Origin of the sequence: Leifsonia aquatica H1aii (genome assembly GCF_000633535.1) — a bacterium.
Taxonomy (GTDB): Bacteria; Actinomycetota; Actinomycetes; order Actinomycetales; family Microbacteriaceae; genus Leifsonia; species Leifsonia aquatica_A.
This window is the reverse complement of sequence record NZ_AYMR01000010.1, coordinates 73,957-91,633: the sequence shown is the minus strand read 5'-3', so window position 1 is coordinate 91,633 and position 17,677 is coordinate 73,957. Positions and strand designations below refer to the sequence as shown.

Below are 17,677 nucleotides of genomic sequence, written 5' to 3'. Positions count from 1 at the left end.
GATCCGAGAACGGGCGAGAGGCGAACATCATGAGCGAAGCGAGTCGTGACGACGGCGCCGCCCGGTACGACCTGGGTCTGCTGTTCACCGACGGCCTCCCCGACATGGACGACGCCAACGGCTACCGCGGTGCGGTCGCCGCACGCGCGGCCGGCATCTCCTACCGGCAGCTCGACTACTGGGCCCGCACGGGCCTGGTCGAGCCGACCGTGCGCGGCGCGGCGGGCTCCGGCTCGCAGCGGCTCTACGGCTTCCGCGACATCCTCGTCCTGAAGCTCGTCAAGCGCCTCCTCGACACCGGCATCTCGTTGCAGCAGATCCGGACGGCGGTCAACCAGCTCCGGGAGTCGGGCGTGAGCGATCTCGCCCAGACCACGCTGATGAGCGACGGCGCCAGTGTCTACCTGTGCACCTCGAACGACGAGGTCATCGACCTCGTGAGCCGGGGACAGGGCGTCTTCGGCATCGCAGTCGGCAAGGTGCTGCGCGAGGTGGAGTCCAGCCTGGTCGAGCTCGACACCCAGGCCGACGCACTCGACGAGCTCGCTCAGCGTCGCGCCTCGAAGTCCCGGGCGTCCTGACGCCCGTCACCGACTGATCGGACGGTCCGCCGACGCGGGCCGTCCTTTTTCGTGCGGGCGAGGCGATGCTTTCGTGCGGGCGAGGCGATGCCGGTCAGGAACCGGCGGTCGCGTACTCGCCGATGCGCGCGGTGCGCAGCACCCGCTCCAGGAGCAGGTCGAAGTTGTGCGCCATCTCCTGTGCGCTCTCGCCCGGCCAGACGTGCAACGGTTTGGCCGCGCCCTGCGCCTGCTGCAGCGAGGTGCGCTCGGGCAGCTGCGGCGCGAGCACGAGCGGGCCGAACATGTCACGCAGCTCCTTGATCCGGAACTGGTGCTCCAGCGACTGCACGCGGGCACGATTGACGATGATGCCCAGCGGCTGGAGTCGCGGCGAGAGCCCGCGGCGGATCTCCTCGATCGCGCGCAGTGCACGATCGGCCGCGGCGACGGAGAACAGGCCGGGCTCGGTCACGACCGCGACGCGGTCGCTCGCCGCCCACGCGGTGCGGGTGAGTGCGTTGAGGGACGGCGCGCAGTCGATCAGCACGAGCTCGTAGTCGTGCTCGACGTTCGCCAGCGCTTCCTCGAGCTTCCAGATGTCGCGGATGCTCGGGTGCGGCCCGTCGAAGTTGATGGCGGACGGGCTGCCGATCATGACGTCGATCTTGCCCGCGCGGCCCTTTGTCCAGCCGGAGGGCGCGATCGCGGCGCGCACGATCTTCTCCTTCGGGGAGGCGAGCACGTCGGCCACGTTGAGGTGACCCGCGACCTGGATGTCCATGCCGGTCGAGACGTCGGACTGCGGATCGAGGTCGACGACCAGCGTCCGCAGACCTTTCGCGAACGCTGCCGAGGCCAACCCGAGCGTCACCGTGGTCTTTCCGACACCGCCCTTGAGGGAACTAACGCTGAGTACGTGCACGAGAGCCACGTTACCTTCACTAGTCTTAGAGAACCTAACCGTTTGCTGTGTGGTGTCGACCCCTGCTCGAAAGGTTCCCATGTTCAGAAAGATCCTCGTCGCCAATCGCGGAGAAATCGCCATCCGTGCGTTCCGCGCCGCCTATGAGCTGGGGGCCGAGACCGTCGCCGTCTTCCCGTACGAAGACCGCAACTCGATGCACCGTCTCAAGGCCGACGAGGCGTACCAGATCGGGGAGCCTGGGCACCCGGTGCGCGCCTACCTCGACGTGAGCGAGATCATCCGCGTCGCCAAGGAGTCCGGCGCCGATGCGATCTATCCGGGATACGGCTTCCTCTCCGAGAACCCCGAGCTCGCCGACGCCGCCCGTGCGGCGGGCATCACCTTCATCGGCCCGCGCGCCGAAGTGCTCGAGATGGCGGGCAACAAGGTCACGGCGAAGGAGCACGCCCTCGCGGCGGGTGTCCCGGTGCTGAAGTCCACCCCGCCGTCGCGCGACATCGACGAGCTGCTGGCGGGCGCGGACGCGATCGGCTTCCCGATCTTCGCCAAGGCGGTCGCGGGAGGCGGCGGACGCGGGATGCGCCGCGTCAACACCAAGGGCGAGCTGCGCGGCGCGCTCGAGGAGGCCATGCGCGAGGCCGACAGCGCCTTCGGCGACCCCACAATGTTCCTGGAGCAGGCCGTGCTGCGCCCGCGCCACATCGAGGTGCAGATCCTGGCCGACGGGTCCGGAGACACCATGCACCTGTTCGAGCGCGACTGCTCGGTGCAGCGCCGCCACCAGAAGGTCGTCGAGATCGCGCCGGCCCCCAACCTCTCCGACGACATCCGCCAGGCGCTCTACCGCGACGCCGTGGCCTTCGCGAAGTCGATCGGCTACGAGAACGCCGGAACGGTCGAGTTCCTGCTCGACACCGCGGGCGAGCGCGCCGGCGAGCACGTCTTCATCGAGATGAACCCGCGCATCCAGGTCGAGCACACGGTCACCGAGGAGATCACCGACGTCGACCTCGTGCAGGCGCAGATGCGCATCGCGGCGGGGGAGACCCTCGCCGAGCTCGGCCTGAGCCAGGACACGGTCCACATCCGTGGCGCAGCCCTGCAGTGCCGCATCACCACAGAGGACCCGACGGCCGGCTTCCGCCCGGACACCGGCAAGATCACCACCTACCGTTCGCCGGGCGGCGGCGGCATCCGCCTCGACGGCGGGACGATCAGCCCCGGCTCGCAGATCAGCCCGCACTTCGACTCGATGCTGGCCAAGCTCATCTGCCGCGGCCGCGACTTCCCGGCGGCCGTGTCGCGCGCCCGCCGCGCCCTGGCGGAGTTCCGCGTGCGCGGCGTCGCCACGAACATCCCGTTCCTCCAGGCCGTCCTCGAAGACCCCGACTTCATGGCCGGCGACGTCTCCACCGCCTTCATCGAGGAGCGTCCCGAGCTGTTCAAGGGCCGGGTGTCGAAGGACCGCGGCACGAAGGTGCTCAACTGGCTCGCCGACGTCACCGTCAACCAGCCGAACGGCCCGCGTCCGGAGACGGCCGAGCCCACGGACAAGCTGCCCCGCATCGACCTGAGCGCCCCGGCTCCCGCCGGATCGCGCCAGCGTCTGCTGGAGCTCGGCCCGAAGGGGTTCGCCGAGGCCCTGCGCGCACAGACGGCGCTGGCCGTCACCGAGACGACCTTCCGCGACGCCCACCAGTCCCTGTTGGCGACCCGCGTCCGCACCAAGGACCTCGTGGCCGTCGCGCCCTACGTCGCCCGGATGACGCCGGAGCTGCTCTCGGTCGAGGCCTGGGGCGGCGCGACCTACGACGTCGCACTCCGGTTCCTCGCCGAGGACCCGTGGGAGCGGCTGGCGACCCTCCGCGAAGCACTGCCGAACATCAACATCCAGATGCTGCTGCGCGGCCGCAACACGGTCGGCTACACGCCGTACCCGACCCAGGTCACCGACGCGTTCGTGCGCGAGGCCGCCGCGACCGGCGTCGACATCTTCCGCATCTTCGACGCCCTGAACGACGTCTCGCAGATGCGTCCCGCGATCGAGTCGGTGCTCGCCACCGGCACCTCCGTCGCCGAGGTAGCCGTCTGCTACACCGGAGACCTGCTCGACCCGGCCGAGGACCTGTACACCCTCGACTACTACCTGAAGCTCGCCGAGCAGATCGTGGAGTCGGGCGCGCACATCCTCGCCATCAAGGACATGGCCGGACTGCTGCGCCCGTCCGCGGCCGAGAAGCTGGTCGCCGCGTTCCGCGAGCGGTTCGACCTCCCGGTGCACGTCCACACGCACGACACCCCGGGCGGCCAGCTCGCGACGCTGCTCGCCGCTGCGCGCGCCGGAGCGGACGCGGTCGACGTGGCCAGCGCGCCGATGGCCGGCACCACCAGCCAGCCGAGCGCCTCCGCCCTCGTCGCCGCACTCGCCCACACCGAGCGCGACACCGGCATCTCGTTGACCGCCGTCGAGGACCTCGAGCCGTACTGGGAGGCCGTGCGTCACGTGTACGCGCCGTTCGAGTCCGGTCTGCCCGGCCCGACCGGACGCGTCTACAAGCACGAGATCCCCGGCGGCCAGCTCTCCAACCTGCGCCAGCAGGCGAAGGCGCTCGGCCTCGCGGAGGACTTCGAGCTCGTCGAGGACATGTACGCCGCCGCAAACAAGATCCTCGGCCGCATCCCCAAGGTGACCCCGTCCTCCAAGGTCGTCGGCGACCTGGCGCTGCACCTCGCGGCCGTCAACGCCGATCCGGCCGACTTCGCCGAGAACCCGCAGAACTACGACATCCCGGACTCGGTCGTCGGCTTCATGGCGGGCGAGCTGGGCGAGCTGCCCGGCGGCTGGCCGGAGCCCTTCCGCACGAAGGTGCTCGCCGGCAAGACCGTGAAGGTCGGCGTGGAGGACGTCCCCGCGGAGGACGCGGCCGCGCTCGAGGGATCGAGCGACGAGCGTCGTGCGGCTCTGAACCGTCTCCTCTTCCCCGCACCCACCCGCATTTACGAGCAGATGCGCGAGCTTTTCGGCGACCTGTCGGTCGTCGACTCGCTCGACTACCTCTACGGCCTCAAGCAGGGCTCGGAGCACGTCATCGAGTTCAGCAAGGGCGTGCGCCTGTACCTCGGGCTGGAGGCCATCGGCGAGGCCGACGAGAAGGGCATGCGCACCGTCATGACCACGCTCAACGGCCAGCTGCGCCCGGTCTTCGTGCGCGACCGCAGCATCGAGGTCGAGACCAAGGCGGCCGAGAAGGCCGACACGGCCAAGCCGGGACAGGTCGCGGCGCCGTTCTCGGGCGTCGTCACACTGCACGCGGCCGTGGGCGACCGGGTCGAGGCGGGTCAGGCCGTCGCATCGATCGAGGCCATGAAGATGGAGGCGGCCATCACCGCGCCCATCGCCGGCACGATCGAGCGCCTCGCCATCCCGAAGACCCAGCAGGTGGACGCCGGCGACCTGCTCGTCGTGATCACCCCCGCCTAGCGCCGTACAATGACGCAGTCGCCTCCGTGAGGAGGCAGAAGGAGACCGAAGAACCGTGGCACAGAAGCCGGAGGAGCCGGAACGCCGCGATCTCATCCCCGTCGACGACGAGCTCACGCTCACGCCGTCCGAGACGCTGAGCATCGCCGTCGACCTTCCGCCGACCCCTCCGCGAGAGGTCCCGGACGACGAGGCCGCCGTCGCGATCGACGACATCCCGGTGGACCCGGGCTTCGTCGCGTCGCCGACCGAGCCGAACACCACGTCGGTCGCCATCGTGGCCTCCCGCCTGGCGACGGGCCCGACCGAGACCGCCGCGGCGGAGCCGGTGGTTCCGCTGCCGGGCGGCGACGCCGCCCACCACGAGCCCTTCGGGCAGTCGCGGCGCGACCGGATGCGTGGCGAGCACTCGCTCCAGCCGGAGCCGGCGGCCATGCTCACCGCGGACCGGCTGCTCGAGGTCAACCGCAAGACGCGTCCCGGTCCGGAGGGCCCGTGGCAACGCTTCGTCTACAACGCGACCTTCCGGACGGTGAACCTGGGCGACTCCGCCAAGGTGCGCGCCCGCAAGGAGCTCGACCACCGCATCCAGAAGCAGTTCGAGGGCGGCACGCGCTTCGTGCCGGTGCTCACCCGCAAGGGCGGTGTCGGCAAGACCACCGTCACCACGCTGCTCGGGATGGCGCTGGCCGACGCCCGCGAAGACCGCATCGTCGCCATCGACGCCAACCCGGATCGCGGCACCCTCTCGGAGCGCGTGCCCAAGCAGACCCGGGCGACCGTGCGCGACGTGGTCCACAAGGCCGCCAGCATCAACGGCTTCACGGACTTCTCCGCCCTCGTCTCGCGCGACGAGACGCGACTCGACATCCTCGCGTCGGACACAGACCCGCTGCTGTCGGAGGCGTTCGACGAGAACGACTACAACGTGGTCGCCGACCTCACCGCGCGGTTCTACTCGATCGTGCTCACCGACTGCGGCACCGGCATCGTCCATTCGGTCATGCGTGCGACGCTGCAGCGTGCCGACTCGCTCGTCATCGTCTCCGGCGGCAGCGTCGACGAGGCGCGCCTCGCCTCCGAGACGCTCACCTGGCTCGAGGCGAACGGCTACGGCGACCTGGTGCGCAATGCGATCGTCGCCCTCAACACCGCGACGCAGGGCACGAACCTGGTCAAGCTCGAGGAGATCGAGGCGCACTTCCGCTCGCGCGTCCGCGAGATCGTCCGCGTCCCGTACGACCCGCAGCTCGCCGCCGGATCGGTGGTGCAGTGGAAGGCGCTCAAGCCGTTGACCAAGCTCTCCGCCCGCACCCTCGCCGCGCTCGTGGTCGAGGGCCTGCCGACCGAGCGCGACTGAGCCCGACCGCCGCCATCGAGCAGCCGCACCATCGAGGAGTACCTGTGACCGAGCGTCAGATCCGCATCTTCGGCGACCCCGTCCTGAAGACCCCGTCCCTGCCCGTCGGTGAGATCGACGAGGGGGTGCGCGGCCTCGTCGAGGACCTGGTCGACAGCGTCCTCCCGCCCGGGCGGGCCGGGGTCGCGGCGCCGCAGATCGGCGTCAATCTGCGCGCGTTCAGCTACAACGTGGACGGCGAGGTCGGCTACGTCATCAACCCGGAGCTGGTGGAGGTGTCCGGCGAGCCCGAGCTCGTCGACGAGGGCTGCCTGTCGGTGCCCGGCCTCTGGTTCAAGACCCTCCGTTATCCCTTCGCCCGCGTGCGCGGGCTCGACGTCGACGGCAACGAGATCGAGGTCTCCGGCACCGGCGTCATGGCGCAGGCGCTCCAGCACGAGACCGACCACCTCGACGGAAAGCTGTACCTCGACCGTCTCGACAAGGAGACCCGGCGCGAGGCCATGAAGCAGGTGCGCGAGAGCGACTGGTTCTGACCCGGGGCGCCCCTCCCGCCTCCTAGACTGACCTCATGCGCATCGCGGTCACCGGAGGATCAGGCAAGCTCGGACGCACCGTCGTCCGCGAACTGCGGGCGGGCGGCGACGACGTCGTCAGCCTCGACGCGGCGGGGGAGCGCGGGCCCGGCTTCGTGCGGGTCGACCTCACCGACTACGGTCAGACCCTCGACGCCATCCTCGGCGTCGACGACCAGCACACCGGCTTCGACGCGATCGTGCACCTGGCCGCCATCCCCGCGCCGGGCATCCTGAGCGACGCGGCGACCTTCCACAACAACATCCGGGTGACCTACAACGTCTTCCAGGCGGCGCGCCGCGCGGGCATCCGGAACATCGTGTACGCGTCGAGCGAGACCGTGCTCGGCCTGCCCTTCGACGTGCCGCCGCCGTACATCCCCGTCGACGAGGACTACCCGGCGCGGCCCGAGTCGACCTACTCGCTGGTCAAGCACCTCGAGGAGCAGATGGCGATCGAGCTCGTGCGCTGGGATCCCTCCCTCAAGATCGTCGCGCTGCGGTTCTCCAACGTCATGGATCCGGCCGACTACGCCGACTTCCCGTCGTACGACGCCGACGCGCGGGCCCGCAAGTGGAACCTGTGGGGCTACATCGACGCCCGCGACGGCGCTCAGGCGATCAAGCGCGCCCTCGACTGGGAGGCCACCGGCTTCGACCGCTTCATCATCGCCGCCGCCGACACCGTGATGACCCGTCCCAACGCCGAGCTCGTCGCCGAGGTCTTCCCCGGCGTCCCCCTGAAGGGCGACCTCGGCGTCAACGACACCCTCCTCTCCATCGCGAAGGCCCGCCGCCTCCTCGGCTACGCCCCCACCCACTCCTGGCGCGACCCCGCCTGACGACATTCGTGCCGAATGTCGCCTTTGCGCGCGGCATTCGCTTCATTCGTGACGAATGTTCCTCCCCAGGCCGTGGAGCGGCGAGGGGTTTTCCACAGAACGGGCAACGCGCAGGACAGCGGCGCGCGGCGCAGCCACGATGAAGGCATGCGAACGCCGGAACCACTGCCCTCCGCTCTGGGGGGAACCTCGTTCACCTCGGAGGACGCCCGCCTCGCCGGGGTGAGCGCATCGCGGTTGCGCGCTCGGGACCTCTCCCATCCGTTCCACGGCGTCCACACCTTCGCGCCGTCGGACGAGGTGGTGGCGCTCTGCCGCGCCTACGTAGGGGTCATGCCCGACGGTGCCTTCTTCAGCCATCAGACGGCCGCTGCGCTGCTCGGCATTCCGCTCCCGCCGGGCGTGGCGCAGAACCCGGTCCGGGTGGCCGTCGCCTTTCCGCGCACGCCGCCACGGCGACGGGGCGTCATCGGTCACAGCCTGGGGAGCGTGGAAGGGACGTTCGTGGACGGCCTGCCCGTCTCGGCTCCAGCGCACGTGTGGTGTCAGCTCTCGGGAATGCTCGATCGCGAGGATCTGGTCGCCGCCGGTGACTTCCTCGTCGGAGCCCGCCTGCGGGCTCCCGTCATCACGTTGGACGACCTCGCGGCGCTTTCGGACGAGTTGCAGCGGACCAAGGGGGCACGGTCGCGCGCCTGGGCGCTGCGGCGGATCCGATTCGGGGCGGACTCCCGACCGGAAACACTGCTGCGGCTGTTCCTCGAGGAGCGCGGGATCGCGGAGGTTCAGGTGAACGCGCCCGTGACGGTCGACGGCGGCGGCCTCGTCCTGCACGCCGATCTCAGCGTCCCCCGGCTCCGACTGGCCTTCGAGTACGAGGGCGACGGGCATCGGGTCGATCAGCGGCAGTGGCATCTCGACATCCACCGGCGTGAGTTGCTGGAGGCCGAGGGATGGCGCGTGGTGCGTGTGACCGCGCGCGACCTCTTCCACGACCGTCCGACGTTCCTCTCCCGCCTCCAACGATTCGTGCCGAATGTCGACTTAGCGCGAGCGTAAGTCGACATTCGGCACGAATGCGACGGGGTCAGTAGGCGAGGGAGATGCCCTGCGTCTTGGGGTTGCCGCTGTAGATGCCGTCGATGACGTCGGCGAAGTCGGCGAGGATGATGTTGCGCTTGATGCTGAGCTTGGGCGTGAGGTGCCCGCTCGCCTCCGTCAGCTCGGTGGCCAGCACGACGAACTTGCGCACGCTCTCGGCCCGGGAGACGCCTGCGTTGGCGGCGTCGATCGCGCGCTGGATCTCGGCGTTGACGGCCGGGTTCACGGACGCCTCGGCCAGCGACATGTCCTTGTCCTCGCCGTTGTTGGCGAGCCAGGTGGGGAGCATCTCGGTGTCGAGGGTGATCAGGGCCGAGATGAACGGCTTCTGGTCGCCGACGACGACGACCTGGCCGACCAGAGGGTTCGATCGGATCGGGTCCTCGAGGGCGGCGGGGGAGACGTTCTTGCCGCCGGCGGTGACGATGATTTCCTTCTTGCGGCCGGTGATCGAGAGGAAGCCGTCCTCGTCGAACGAGCCCAGGTCGCCGGTGCGGAACCAGCCGTCGTCGAACGCGGCCGCGGTCGCCTCGGGGTTCTGCCAGTACTCCTTGAAGACGTTGATGCCCTTGACCTGGATCTCGCCGTCGTCCGCCAAGCGCACGCCGATGCCCGGGAGCACCGGTCCCACCGTGCCGATCTTGAACGTGTCCGGCCGGTTGACCGTCGCCGGCGCGGTCGTCTCGGTCAGGCCGTAGCCTTCCAGGATCTTGATGCCCAGGCTGTGGAAGAAGTGGCCGAGGTGCGCGCCGAGCGGGGCGGATCCCGAGACGGCGTACTTCACCCGTCCGCCCATGGCGGCGCGCAGCTTGCTGAACACCAGCCGGTCGTAGAGCGCGAACTTGAGCTTCAGCCCGAACGGCACGCTGCCGGCCTCGACGGCCTTCGAGTGCTCGACCGCCACGGCGGCGGCCGCGCGGAAGATCTTGCCGCGGCCACCGGCCTCGGCCTTCTGCTCCGCCGAGTTGTAGACCTTCTCGAACACGCGTGGGACGGCCAGGAGGAACGTCGGCTTGAAGCTCGCGAGTGCGGGGAGGAGCTGCTTGGTGTCGGCCTGGTGCCCGACCTTCACGCCGCCGGTGACGCAGAGGACGGCGATGAACCGGGCGAACACGTGCGCCGTGGTGATGAAGAGCAGGGTGGAGGCGCCGCCCGGTTGGCGGATGAGCTCGGAGAGGGCCTCGGCCGAGTTGCGGGACAGTTCGACGAAGTTGGAGTGGGTGAGCACGCAGCCCTTCGGACGGCCGGTGGATCCCGAGGTGTAGATGAGCGTCGCGATGTCCTCGCCGCGGGCGAGATTGCGGCGGCGCTCGATCTCCTCGTCCGGGACGTCCGTGCCGGCGGCGGCCAGCTTGTCGAGGTCGCCGAGGTGCAGCTGCCAGACGTTGCCGATGAGCGGCAGGTCGGCGTGGACCTCGTCGAACCGGGAGTGCATCTCGGCGTTCTCGAGGATCACCGCGATCGCACCGGAGTCGGACATGTTCCACTGCACCTGGGCGGGGGACGACGTCTCGTAGATCGGCACCAGCACGGCGCCCGCGAACCAAGTCGCGAAGTCGATCAGGCTCCACTCGTAGCGGGTCTTGCACATCAGGCCGATCTTGTCGCCGGGCTGGATGCCGGCGGCGACGAGCCCCTTGGCCAGGGCGATCACCTGGCGGTGGAACTCGGCGGTGGAGATGTCCCGCCAGCCATCGCCGTCGGGGACGCTGAAGAGCGGGGCGTCCGGGGTCGCGGCGACACGCTGGACCAGCAGATCGGTCGAGTTGGCCTCGGGGTCGGCAGGGACGACGGCGGGTGATTCGAAACTGATCACGGCAGCTCCTTCGATACCGGTGGACACGGGCCGGCCGAATGGCTTCGGCCGAACTGGTTAACTACACTCTAGATGGTGCGGCTGGAGTCGCCCTGGGCGCCCGGTCTCCACCTCTCCCCACCCGTCACCTCCTGGAAGGTTTCTGCCTGTGCATGCGATCGGGATCGACATCGGAGGCACGAAGATCGCGGGGGCCGTCGTCGACGAGCTCGGCGTCATCGTCCGTGAGGACCGCGTCCCGACCGACGCCTCCCGTCCCGAGGAGATCGAGAACGCCGTCGTCGCCATGATCCAGCGACTCTCCGACGGCCCGGAGGAGATCGCGGGCGCGGGAGTGGCCGCAGCAGGCTTCATCGACGCCGCGCAGTCGACCGTCTACTACGCGCCGAACATCAACTGGCGGCACGAACCCTTCCGGGAGAAGCTCGAGAAGCGCATCGACCTCCCCGTGCTGATCGAGAACGACGCCAACGCGGCGGGCTGGGCCGAGTTCCGTTTCGGGGCCGGCCGGCTCGTGAGCGACATGGTCATCCTCACCATCGGCACGGGCGTCGGCGGCGCGATCGTCAGCAACGACCGGCTGTTCCGCGGCGGCTTCGGCGCGGGAGCCGAGGTCGGGCACATGCGCGTCGTGCCCGACGGCCTGCCCTGCGGATGCGGAGCCCACGGCTGCATCGAGCAGTACGGCTCGGGCCGCGCCCTGCAGCGGATGGCGAACGCGCTGGCCGACGCCGGCGGCATCGGCCAGGCCCTCGCCGACGTGCGCGCGCGCACCGGCACGCTGACGGGCACCGACATCTCCGCCCTCATCATGTCCGGCGACCCCGGCGCCCTCGCGGCGCTGCGCGAGCTCGGCGACTGGCTCGGTCAGGCGTGCGCCAGCCTCGGCGCCGTGCTCGACCCGCAGCTCTTCGTCTTCGGCGGCGGCGTCGCCCAGGCGGGGGAGCTGCTGCTGGAGCCGATCCGTCTCGCCTATCTCGAGAACCTCCCCGCGCGCGGCTACCACCCGGAGCCGGAGTTCAAGATCGCCGAGCTCGTGAACGACGCGGGTGTGGTCGGCGCCGCCGACCTGGCCCGCGTGCACGCCTCCCTCTGAGGCGCGCGGGGGGTTAGGCTTCAGAGCGATGTTCTACTGGCTGATGAAGTACGTGGTCGTGGGCCCGATCCTGCGCGGGATCTTCCGGCCGTGGGTGGTCGGCGTGGAGAACGTGCCCGCCGAGGGCGCGGTCATCCTCGCCAGCAACCACCTGTCGTTCATCGACTCGATCTTCCTGCCGCTCATCGTCGACCGGCACGTGTCCTTCCTGGCCAAGAGCGACTACTTCACCCGCAAAGGCCTGAAGGGTTGGGCGACCAAGACCTTCATGAAGGCCACCGGCCAGCTGCCGATCGACCGCTCCGGGGGCAAGGCGTCGGAGGCGTCACTCAACACGGGCCTTGCCGTCCTGGCCCGCGGTGAGATCCTCGGCATCTACCCGGAGGGCACGCGCAGCCCGGACGGCAAGCTGTACCGGGGCCGCACCGGCGTCGCCCGGATGATCCTGGAGGCGGGCGTACCGGTCGTGCCGGTCGCGATGGTGGACACCGCGGAGATCATGCCCATCGGCAAGAGGCTGCCCAAGATCGGCCGCATCGGGATCGTCATCGGCGAGCCGCTCGACTTCTCCCGGTTCGACGGGATGGAGGGCGACCGGTTCATCCTGCGCTCGGTCACCGACGAGATCATGTACGAGCTGCACGCGCTGGGCGCCCAGGAGTACATGGACGTCTACGCCAGCACGGTCAAGGAGAAGCGGGCCTCGCTCGCCCGGTGAGCGTCACATCCGGTTGCCCGGTCACGCGGGGTCGGCGCAGCACGGTAGGCTCGGTATCCACCAATCCCACCGGCGCGGCCGAGTGCCGGCGCGCCCCCTGAATGAGCGGAAGACCAGTGCTACAGACCACAGATCCCGTCGTGCGACCAGACGAGTCCGTGATCGAGGGCCTGGACTATTGGCGCACCCTCGAGATCAAGCAGCAGCCGACATGGCCGGACCCGGAGGCCGCGGCCGCCGCCTCCGCCGAGATCGCCACCCTGCCGCCCCTCGTCTTCGCGGGCGAGGTGGACCAGCTGCGCACGCGTCTGGCGCGCGCCGCCGAGGGCAAGGCCTTCCTGCTGCAGGGCGGTGACTGCGCGGAGACGTTCGCCGGGGCCACCGCGGATCAGATCCGCAACCGGGTGAAGACCATCCTGCAGATGGCGGTCGTGCTGACCTACGGCGCGTCCGTGCCGGTCATCAAGATGGGCAGGATGGCGGGCCAGTTCGCCAAGCCGCGCTCCAGCGACACCGAGACGCGCGGCGACGTGACGCTGCCGGCGTACCGCGGGGACATCGTCAACGGCTACGACTTCACGCCGGAGTCGCGCCAGGCCGACCCGCGTCGGCTGGTGCAGGGCTACCACACGGCCGCCTCCACGCTGAACCTCATCCGCGCCTTCACGCAGGGTGGTTTCGCCGACCTGCGCGAGGTGCACAGCTGGAACCGCGGCTTCGCCGCCAACCCGGCCAACCAGCGCTACGAGGGCCTGGCCCGCGACATCGACAAGGCCATCAAGTTCATGGAGGCGGCGGGAGCCGACTTCGACGAGCTCAAGCGGGTGGAGTTCTACGCCAGCCACGAGGGTCTGCTGATGGACTACGAGCGGCCGATGACGCGCATCGACTCGCGCACCGGGACGCCGTACAACACCTCGGCGCACTTCATCTGGATCGGCGAGCGCACGCGCAATCTCGACGGCGCCCACGTCGACTTCCTGTCGCGGGTCCGCAACCCGATCGGCGTGAAGCTCGGCCCGACCACGACGCCGGACACCATGCTGCGCCTGATCGACAAGCTGGACCCGGAGCGCGAGCCCGGCCGGCTGACCTTCATCACGCGCATGGGTGCGGGGAAGATCCGGGACGCCCTGCCGCCTCTGCTGGAGGCGATCAAGGGCGCGGACGCGTTGCCGCTGTGGGTGACCGATCCGATGCACGGCAACGGCCTGACCACCCCGAATGGCTACAAGACCCGTCGTTTCGACGACGTGGTCGACGAGGTCAAGGGCTTCTTCGAGGCGCACCGCGCGGTGGGGACCAACCCCGGCGGCATCCACGTGGAGCTCACCGGCGACGACGTGACGGAGTGCCTGGGCGGCTCCGAGCACATCGACGAGGAGACCCTGGCGACCCGCTACGAGTCGCTGTGCGACCCGCGCCTGAACCACATGCAGTCGCTCGAGCTGGCCTTCCTGGTCGCCGAGGAGCTCGGCAACGACTGAGCACTGATCAACGCGAAGAGCCCCGCCGTCCTCGGACGACGGGGCTCTTCGCGTTCATGCGCAGCCCGGAGTCGGGTCAGAAGCCGGAGAAGTTCACCGTGATGGTCGAGCCCTTGGGGGCCTGCTCGCCGCCCGCGGGGGAGATCTTCGACACGACGAACGCCGGCGGCGCCACATCGGCGATCGGACTGTACTTGAGCTGGAAGCCGGCGGCCTGGAGGGCCTTCTTGGCGACATCCCAGGTCTTGCCGACGACGTCGGGGATCTGCACGGGCTCCGGCCCCTTGGAGGTCTCGAGCAGGAGGGTGTCGTTCGGGTGGACCACGTCGCTCTGCGGGTGCGCGGCGATCACGTCGCCTTTCTCCACGGTGTCGCTGTAGCTCTCGGGCCCCTGTCCCACCTTCAGGTTCACCTTGGCCAGGATCGCCGTCGCGTCGCCCACGGATTTGCCGGCGACGTCCGGGATGGCGCCGACGGACACGACCAGGTCGACCGTCGCCGACTCGAAGTATCCGCCGCCCTGGGAGAGGTCGCGGCCGTCGAGGGCGCCGGAGGCGGAGATGACGGTGCCTGCCGGGACCTGGCCGTCGAACTGCTCGACCGTGTTGCCGACGGTCGCCTTCTTGCCCGTGATCTCGGCCTTCGCCTCGTCGAGGGTCTTGCCGGCGAGGGCGCCGAGGGTGATCGGCGCCGGGCCTTGAGAGATCCGTATCGTCACCAGGCTGCCCCGCGCCGCGGATGCGCCCTCTCCCGGGGCGGTGCTGGAGACGAGGCCCTTGTTCACCGTCGTGCTGTACTCGGGCGCCTCCTTGGTCTGGAAGCCGAGCTCCTTGAGCTGCGCGGCGGCCGCGTCCGGCGCGACGTTCACCAGCTTCGGGATCTGGACGAGCGAGCCGGGGCCGGAGCCGAAGTACCAGCCGGTCCCGCCGGCGACGCCGGCGAGCAGGATGATCAGCGCGAACAGCCACCAGCCCTTGCCGCGACGGCGCTTGGCCGCTGCGGTCAGCGCGTCGGCGGTGCTGGGGGTGTTGGCGGCCACCTGCTGGCGGATCGCCGGGTTGATGATCTGGGTATCGCCCTCGTCGACGCTGTACGCCGGGGGCAGCACCATCGTCGGCTGCAGGACTGCCTCGCCGCGGATGGACTTCTCGGCCTCGATGAGGCGGTCGAGCATCTCGCGTGCGTCTTTCGGGCGCCGGTCCGGATCCTTCTCGGTCGCCCAGAGCACGAGTTCGTCGAGCTCCGGGGGCACGCCTGGGTTCTTGCTGCTGGGGGCCGGCACGGCGTCGTTCGCGTGCTGATAGGCGATCTGCATCGGCTGCTCGCCTTGGAAGGGCTGCTCTCCGGTCAGCATCTCGAACATCATGATGCCGAGCGCGTAGATGTCGCTGCGCGCGTCCGCCACGCCTCGGGTGACCAGCTCGGGGGACAGGTAGGCGATGGTTCCGAGCAGTGCCTGCCCGGTGGCGGTGTTGGCGCTGGCGGCGCGCGCGAGCCCGAAGTCGCCGATCTTGATCCGGCCGTCGTCCGCGAGGAGCACGTTCTCGGGCTTGAGGTCGCGGTGCACGATGCCGGCCTTGTGTGCGGCGGCCAGGCCGCCGAGGACGGCTTCCATGATGTCGATGGTCTGCTCGGGCGTCAGCTTGCCGTAGTCCTTGAGCAGGTCGCGCAGGGTGATGCCGGGGAGGTACTCCATGACCAGGTAGGCCATGTCGGAGTCCTGGCCCTGGTCGAAGACGTTGACGACGTTGGGGTGGGCCAGCCGTGCTGCCGAGCGTGCCTCCTGGACGAACCGGCTCTTGAAAGTGCTGTCGTCGGCCAGGTGCCCGTGCATGACCTTGATGGCGACCCGGCGTTCGAGCCGCAGATCGGTGGCGAGGTAGACCGTCGCCATGCCGCCTCGGGCGATCCGCGAGCGCACCTGGTAGCGGCCGTCGATAAGACGGCCGATCAAGGGGTCGGTCTGGCTCGTGGTCACGAGTCGAGTCTAGGGAACGCCGGGTGCGTGGACCCTGCAAAACACCGGTGTGCGCGAGGGCTGTGATCCGGCTGTGACCTTCTGCGGCCCACTCGGGTCAGCCGAGCTGGGTGAGCCAGGCGCGCGCCGAGGTCTCCCACTTGGCGTAGGCATCCGGGTAGGCGGAGATCTGCACGGCCTGGGCTGCCTGGGTGACGGTCATCGACGTCCAGCCCGGGATGTCGAGGAGGCCGCGCGTGCGTCCGGGGTTGGGATTGCCCGACCCGCCGAAGAAGGCGCGGGTGGCGCGCTCCGGGTCCAGCACCTGGGCGGCCGTTCCCCAGCCGGTGCTGGGCCGCTGCTGGAACAGGCCGAGCGAGTCACGGTCGCCGTAGCGGACGTTGCGCAGCCCGGACTCCTGGGCGGCGGCGGCCAGGGCGACGACGATGCCCTGGTCGCTGACGCCCTCCTGGTGGCCGACCCGCACGATCAGGGCGGCGTTGCCGCGCATCTCGTCGGTCAGAGCGACCACCTGGCCGGCGGTCGCGGAGGGGAGGGGTGCCGGAGCGGCGACGGACGGCGGTGCGGGCGCGGCGGCCGGCCGGGGGGTGACGACGGCGGCCGTCGTCATGCCCGGGATCGTGATCTGCTGTCCGGGGAAGATGAGGCTCGAGCTGCTGAGCCCGTTCGCGCTCAGCACGGCGGACGTCGGCACGCCGAAGCGACCCGCGATGCGGCTGATGGTGTCGCCGGCGACGACGGCGTACTTGGTGACGGCGAGCGCGGGTGTCGGTGTCGGGGCCGGTGCCGGTGCCGGTGCGGAACCTCCGCCGAGGGCCAGGACCTGGCCGGGGAAGATCAGGCTCTTCCAGCTGAGTCCGTTCCGGGCGAGCAGGCTGGCGGTCGAGACCCCGAAGCGTGCGGCGATGCCGCTGACGGTGTCTCCGGAGGCGACCGTGTAGCTGGTGGGTGTGCCGGCGACGGTGGTCAGCGGAGCCGAGGTCGTCGCGTCGGCGGCCTGATCGGGCGCCATGCGGGTCGATCCCGTCGGCGGGGCGTCGTCGCGCGGCAGCTCCGCGGTCTGCGGCGGCATGGCCTGTGCCGGTGTCATCAGGTTGAGCGTCACTGCGATGGAGCTCGCCACGGCGATCGGGACCGACCCGAGCACCGACGCCGTCCAGGGGCGGCCGCGCCTCGGTGCGGTCGTCGGTTCCGCAGTGGCATCGTCGTCTCGTACGGACATGGGACCCCCCTTTCGAGTGACACGCCGGACCCCACGGTGACACAGAATGGAGAGGGAGTCAATCAGAGTGACTGGTGTGACAGCAGTTTACCTGATCGTAACAATCGGGCTCGCGCGCGACCCGGCCCGGGACGTGGCACGCTTGATGACGTGAACGAGCGAGTCCAGGCCACCGAGTGGCTCACCATCCCCGACCTCGTCGACCAGCTGGGACTCGGCGTCAGCCGGGTCCGCCGTCTGATCGAGGACCGCCATCTCGGCGCCAAGCGCGTCGACGGCGTCATCAAGGTCCCGGCGTCCTTCCTCCGCGACGGAGAGCCGCTGCCCGAACTGCGGGGCACGCTGGTCGTGCTCGCCGACGCCGGCTTCGGCGACGAGGAGGCGGTCGACTGGATGGTCGACGTCGAGGAGTCGCTCGGCACCTCCCCGATCGAGGCGCTGCGCAACGGGCGCAAGGCCGAGGTGCGTCGCGTCGCGCAGGCGCTCGCCTGACCGATCGGCGTCCCCGCGCCG

Annotated in this window: 14 protein-coding genes; 10 read left to right on the top strand and 4 right to left on the bottom strand. The window is 70.0% G+C overall.

From position 1 onward, the window contains the following. Positions 1 to 29: 29 nt before the first annotated feature. A complete protein-coding gene (locus U870_RS0112140; protein ID WP_025157658.1) occupies positions 30 to 581 on the top strand; it encodes a MerR family transcriptional regulator in 552 nt (183 codons plus the stop codon). A 94-nt stretch (positions 582 to 675) separates the two neighbouring features. Here U870_RS0112140 and U870_RS0112135 read toward each other — a convergent pair whose 3' ends face one another. Then, positions 676 to 1,485, bottom strand: a complete 810-nt coding sequence (locus U870_RS0112135; RefSeq protein ID WP_025157657.1) for a ParA family protein — start codon at positions 1,483 to 1,485, stop codon at positions 676 to 678. A 79-nt stretch (positions 1,486 to 1,564) separates the two neighbouring features. On the opposite strand from U870_RS0112135, the gene U870_RS0112130 reads away from it, so the two are divergent. The 5 genes from U870_RS0112130 (at position 1,565) to U870_RS23165 (ending at position 8,805) form a co-directional block, all read left to right on the top strand. Next, positions 1,565 to 4,969, top strand: coding sequence for a pyruvate carboxylase (locus U870_RS0112130; RefSeq protein WP_025157656.1), 3,405 nt, complete (start codon positions 1,565 to 1,567; stop codon positions 4,967 to 4,969). Between the two features lie 55 nt (positions 4,970 to 5,024). Beyond that, complete coding sequence (locus U870_RS0112125) at positions 5,025 to 6,329, top strand: MinD/ParA family ATP-binding protein (protein ID WP_025157655.1); 1,305 nt, start codon at positions 5,025 to 5,027, stop codon at positions 6,327 to 6,329. Between the two features lie 44 nt (positions 6,330 to 6,373). Further along, complete coding sequence (gene def / locus U870_RS0112120; protein ID WP_025157654.1) at positions 6,374 to 6,865, top strand: peptide deformylase; 492 nt, start codon at positions 6,374 to 6,376, stop codon at positions 6,863 to 6,865. Between the two features lie 35 nt (positions 6,866 to 6,900). Further along, the gene (locus U870_RS0112115) at positions 6,901 to 7,746 is read left to right on the top strand and encodes an NAD-dependent epimerase/dehydratase family protein (protein WP_025157653.1); all 846 of its coding nucleotides are present in this window, start codon (positions 6,901 to 6,903) and stop codon (positions 7,744 to 7,746) included. Between the two features lie 147 nt (positions 7,747 to 7,893). Next, entirely contained in the window at positions 7,894 to 8,805 is a 912-nt protein-coding gene (locus U870_RS23165; RefSeq protein WP_025157652.1) for an endonuclease domain-containing protein, read from the top strand. Between the two features lie 28 nt (positions 8,806 to 8,833). Here U870_RS23165 and U870_RS0112105 read toward each other — a convergent pair whose 3' ends face one another. Next, the gene (locus U870_RS0112105; protein ID WP_025157651.1) at positions 8,834 to 10,663 is read right to left on the bottom strand and encodes an AMP-dependent synthetase/ligase; all 1,830 of its coding nucleotides are present in this window, start codon (positions 10,661 to 10,663) and stop codon (positions 8,834 to 8,836) included. 148 nt (positions 10,664 to 10,811) lie between these two features. On the opposite strand from U870_RS0112105, the gene U870_RS0112100 reads away from it, so the two are divergent. The 3 genes from U870_RS0112100 (at position 10,812) to U870_RS0112090 (ending at position 13,964) form a co-directional block, all read left to right on the top strand. After that, on the top strand, positions 10,812 to 11,759 hold the full coding sequence (locus tag U870_RS0112100) for an ROK family glucokinase (RefSeq protein ID WP_025157650.1): 948 nt from the start codon (positions 10,812 to 10,814) through the stop codon (positions 11,757 to 11,759). 28 nt (positions 11,760 to 11,787) lie between these two features. Continuing rightward, a complete protein-coding gene (locus tag U870_RS0112095) occupies positions 11,788 to 12,477 on the top strand; it encodes a lysophospholipid acyltransferase family protein (protein ID WP_029947517.1) in 690 nt (229 codons plus the stop codon). A gap of 101 nt (positions 12,478 to 12,578) precedes the next feature. Then, on the top strand, positions 12,579 to 13,964 hold the full coding sequence (locus U870_RS0112090; protein ID WP_240183689.1) for a class II 3-deoxy-7-phosphoheptulonate synthase: 1,386 nt from the start codon (positions 12,579 to 12,581) through the stop codon (positions 13,962 to 13,964). 76 nt (positions 13,965 to 14,040) lie between these two features. On the opposite strand, the gene pknB is transcribed toward U870_RS0112090, so the two are convergent. Then, a complete protein-coding gene (pknB, locus tag U870_RS0112085) occupies positions 14,041 to 15,942 on the bottom strand; it encodes a Stk1 family PASTA domain-containing Ser/Thr kinase (RefSeq protein WP_025157648.1) in 1,902 nt (633 codons plus the stop codon). Between the two features lie 97 nt (positions 15,943 to 16,039). Then, entirely contained in the window at positions 16,040 to 17,032 is a 993-nt protein-coding gene (locus U870_RS0112080) for a LysM peptidoglycan-binding domain-containing protein (protein ID WP_430623525.1), read from the bottom strand. 282 nt (positions 17,033 to 17,314) lie between these two features. Between U870_RS0112080 and U870_RS0112075 the strand changes: the two genes are divergently transcribed. Then, positions 17,315 to 17,656, top strand: coding sequence for an Rv2175c family DNA-binding protein (locus U870_RS0112075; protein ID WP_025157646.1), 342 nt, complete (start codon positions 17,315 to 17,317; stop codon positions 17,654 to 17,656). Positions 17,657 to 17,677 lie beyond the last annotated feature (21 nt).

What these genes read in the sequence shown, in the direction of transcription:
- U870_RS0112140 (WP_025157658.1), top strand. Translation starts at nt 30, where the DNA reads ATGAGCGAAGCGAGTCGTGACGACGGCGCCGCCCGGTACGACCTGGGT.
- U870_RS0112130 (WP_025157656.1), top strand. Translation starts at nt 1,565, where the DNA reads ATGTTCAGAAAGATCCTCGTCGCCAATCGCGGAGAAATCGCCATCCGT.
- U870_RS0112080 (WP_430623525.1), bottom strand. Translation starts at nt 17,032, where the DNA reads ATGACACCGGCACAGGCCATGCCGCCGCAGACCGCGGAGCTGCCGCGC.
- U870_RS0112095 (WP_029947517.1), top strand. Translation starts at nt 11,788, where the DNA reads ATGTTCTACTGGCTGATGAAGTACGTGGTCGTGGGCCCGATCCTGCGC.
- U870_RS23165 (WP_025157652.1), top strand. Translation starts at nt 7,894, where the DNA reads ATGCGAACGCCGGAACCACTGCCCTCCGCTCTGGGGGGAACCTCGTTC.
- U870_RS0112115 (WP_025157653.1), top strand. Translation starts at nt 6,901, where the DNA reads ATGCGCATCGCGGTCACCGGAGGATCAGGCAAGCTCGGACGCACCGTC.
- U870_RS0112090 (WP_240183689.1), top strand. Translation starts at nt 12,579, where the DNA reads ATGAGCGGAAGACCAGTGCTACAGACCACAGATCCCGTCGTGCGACCA.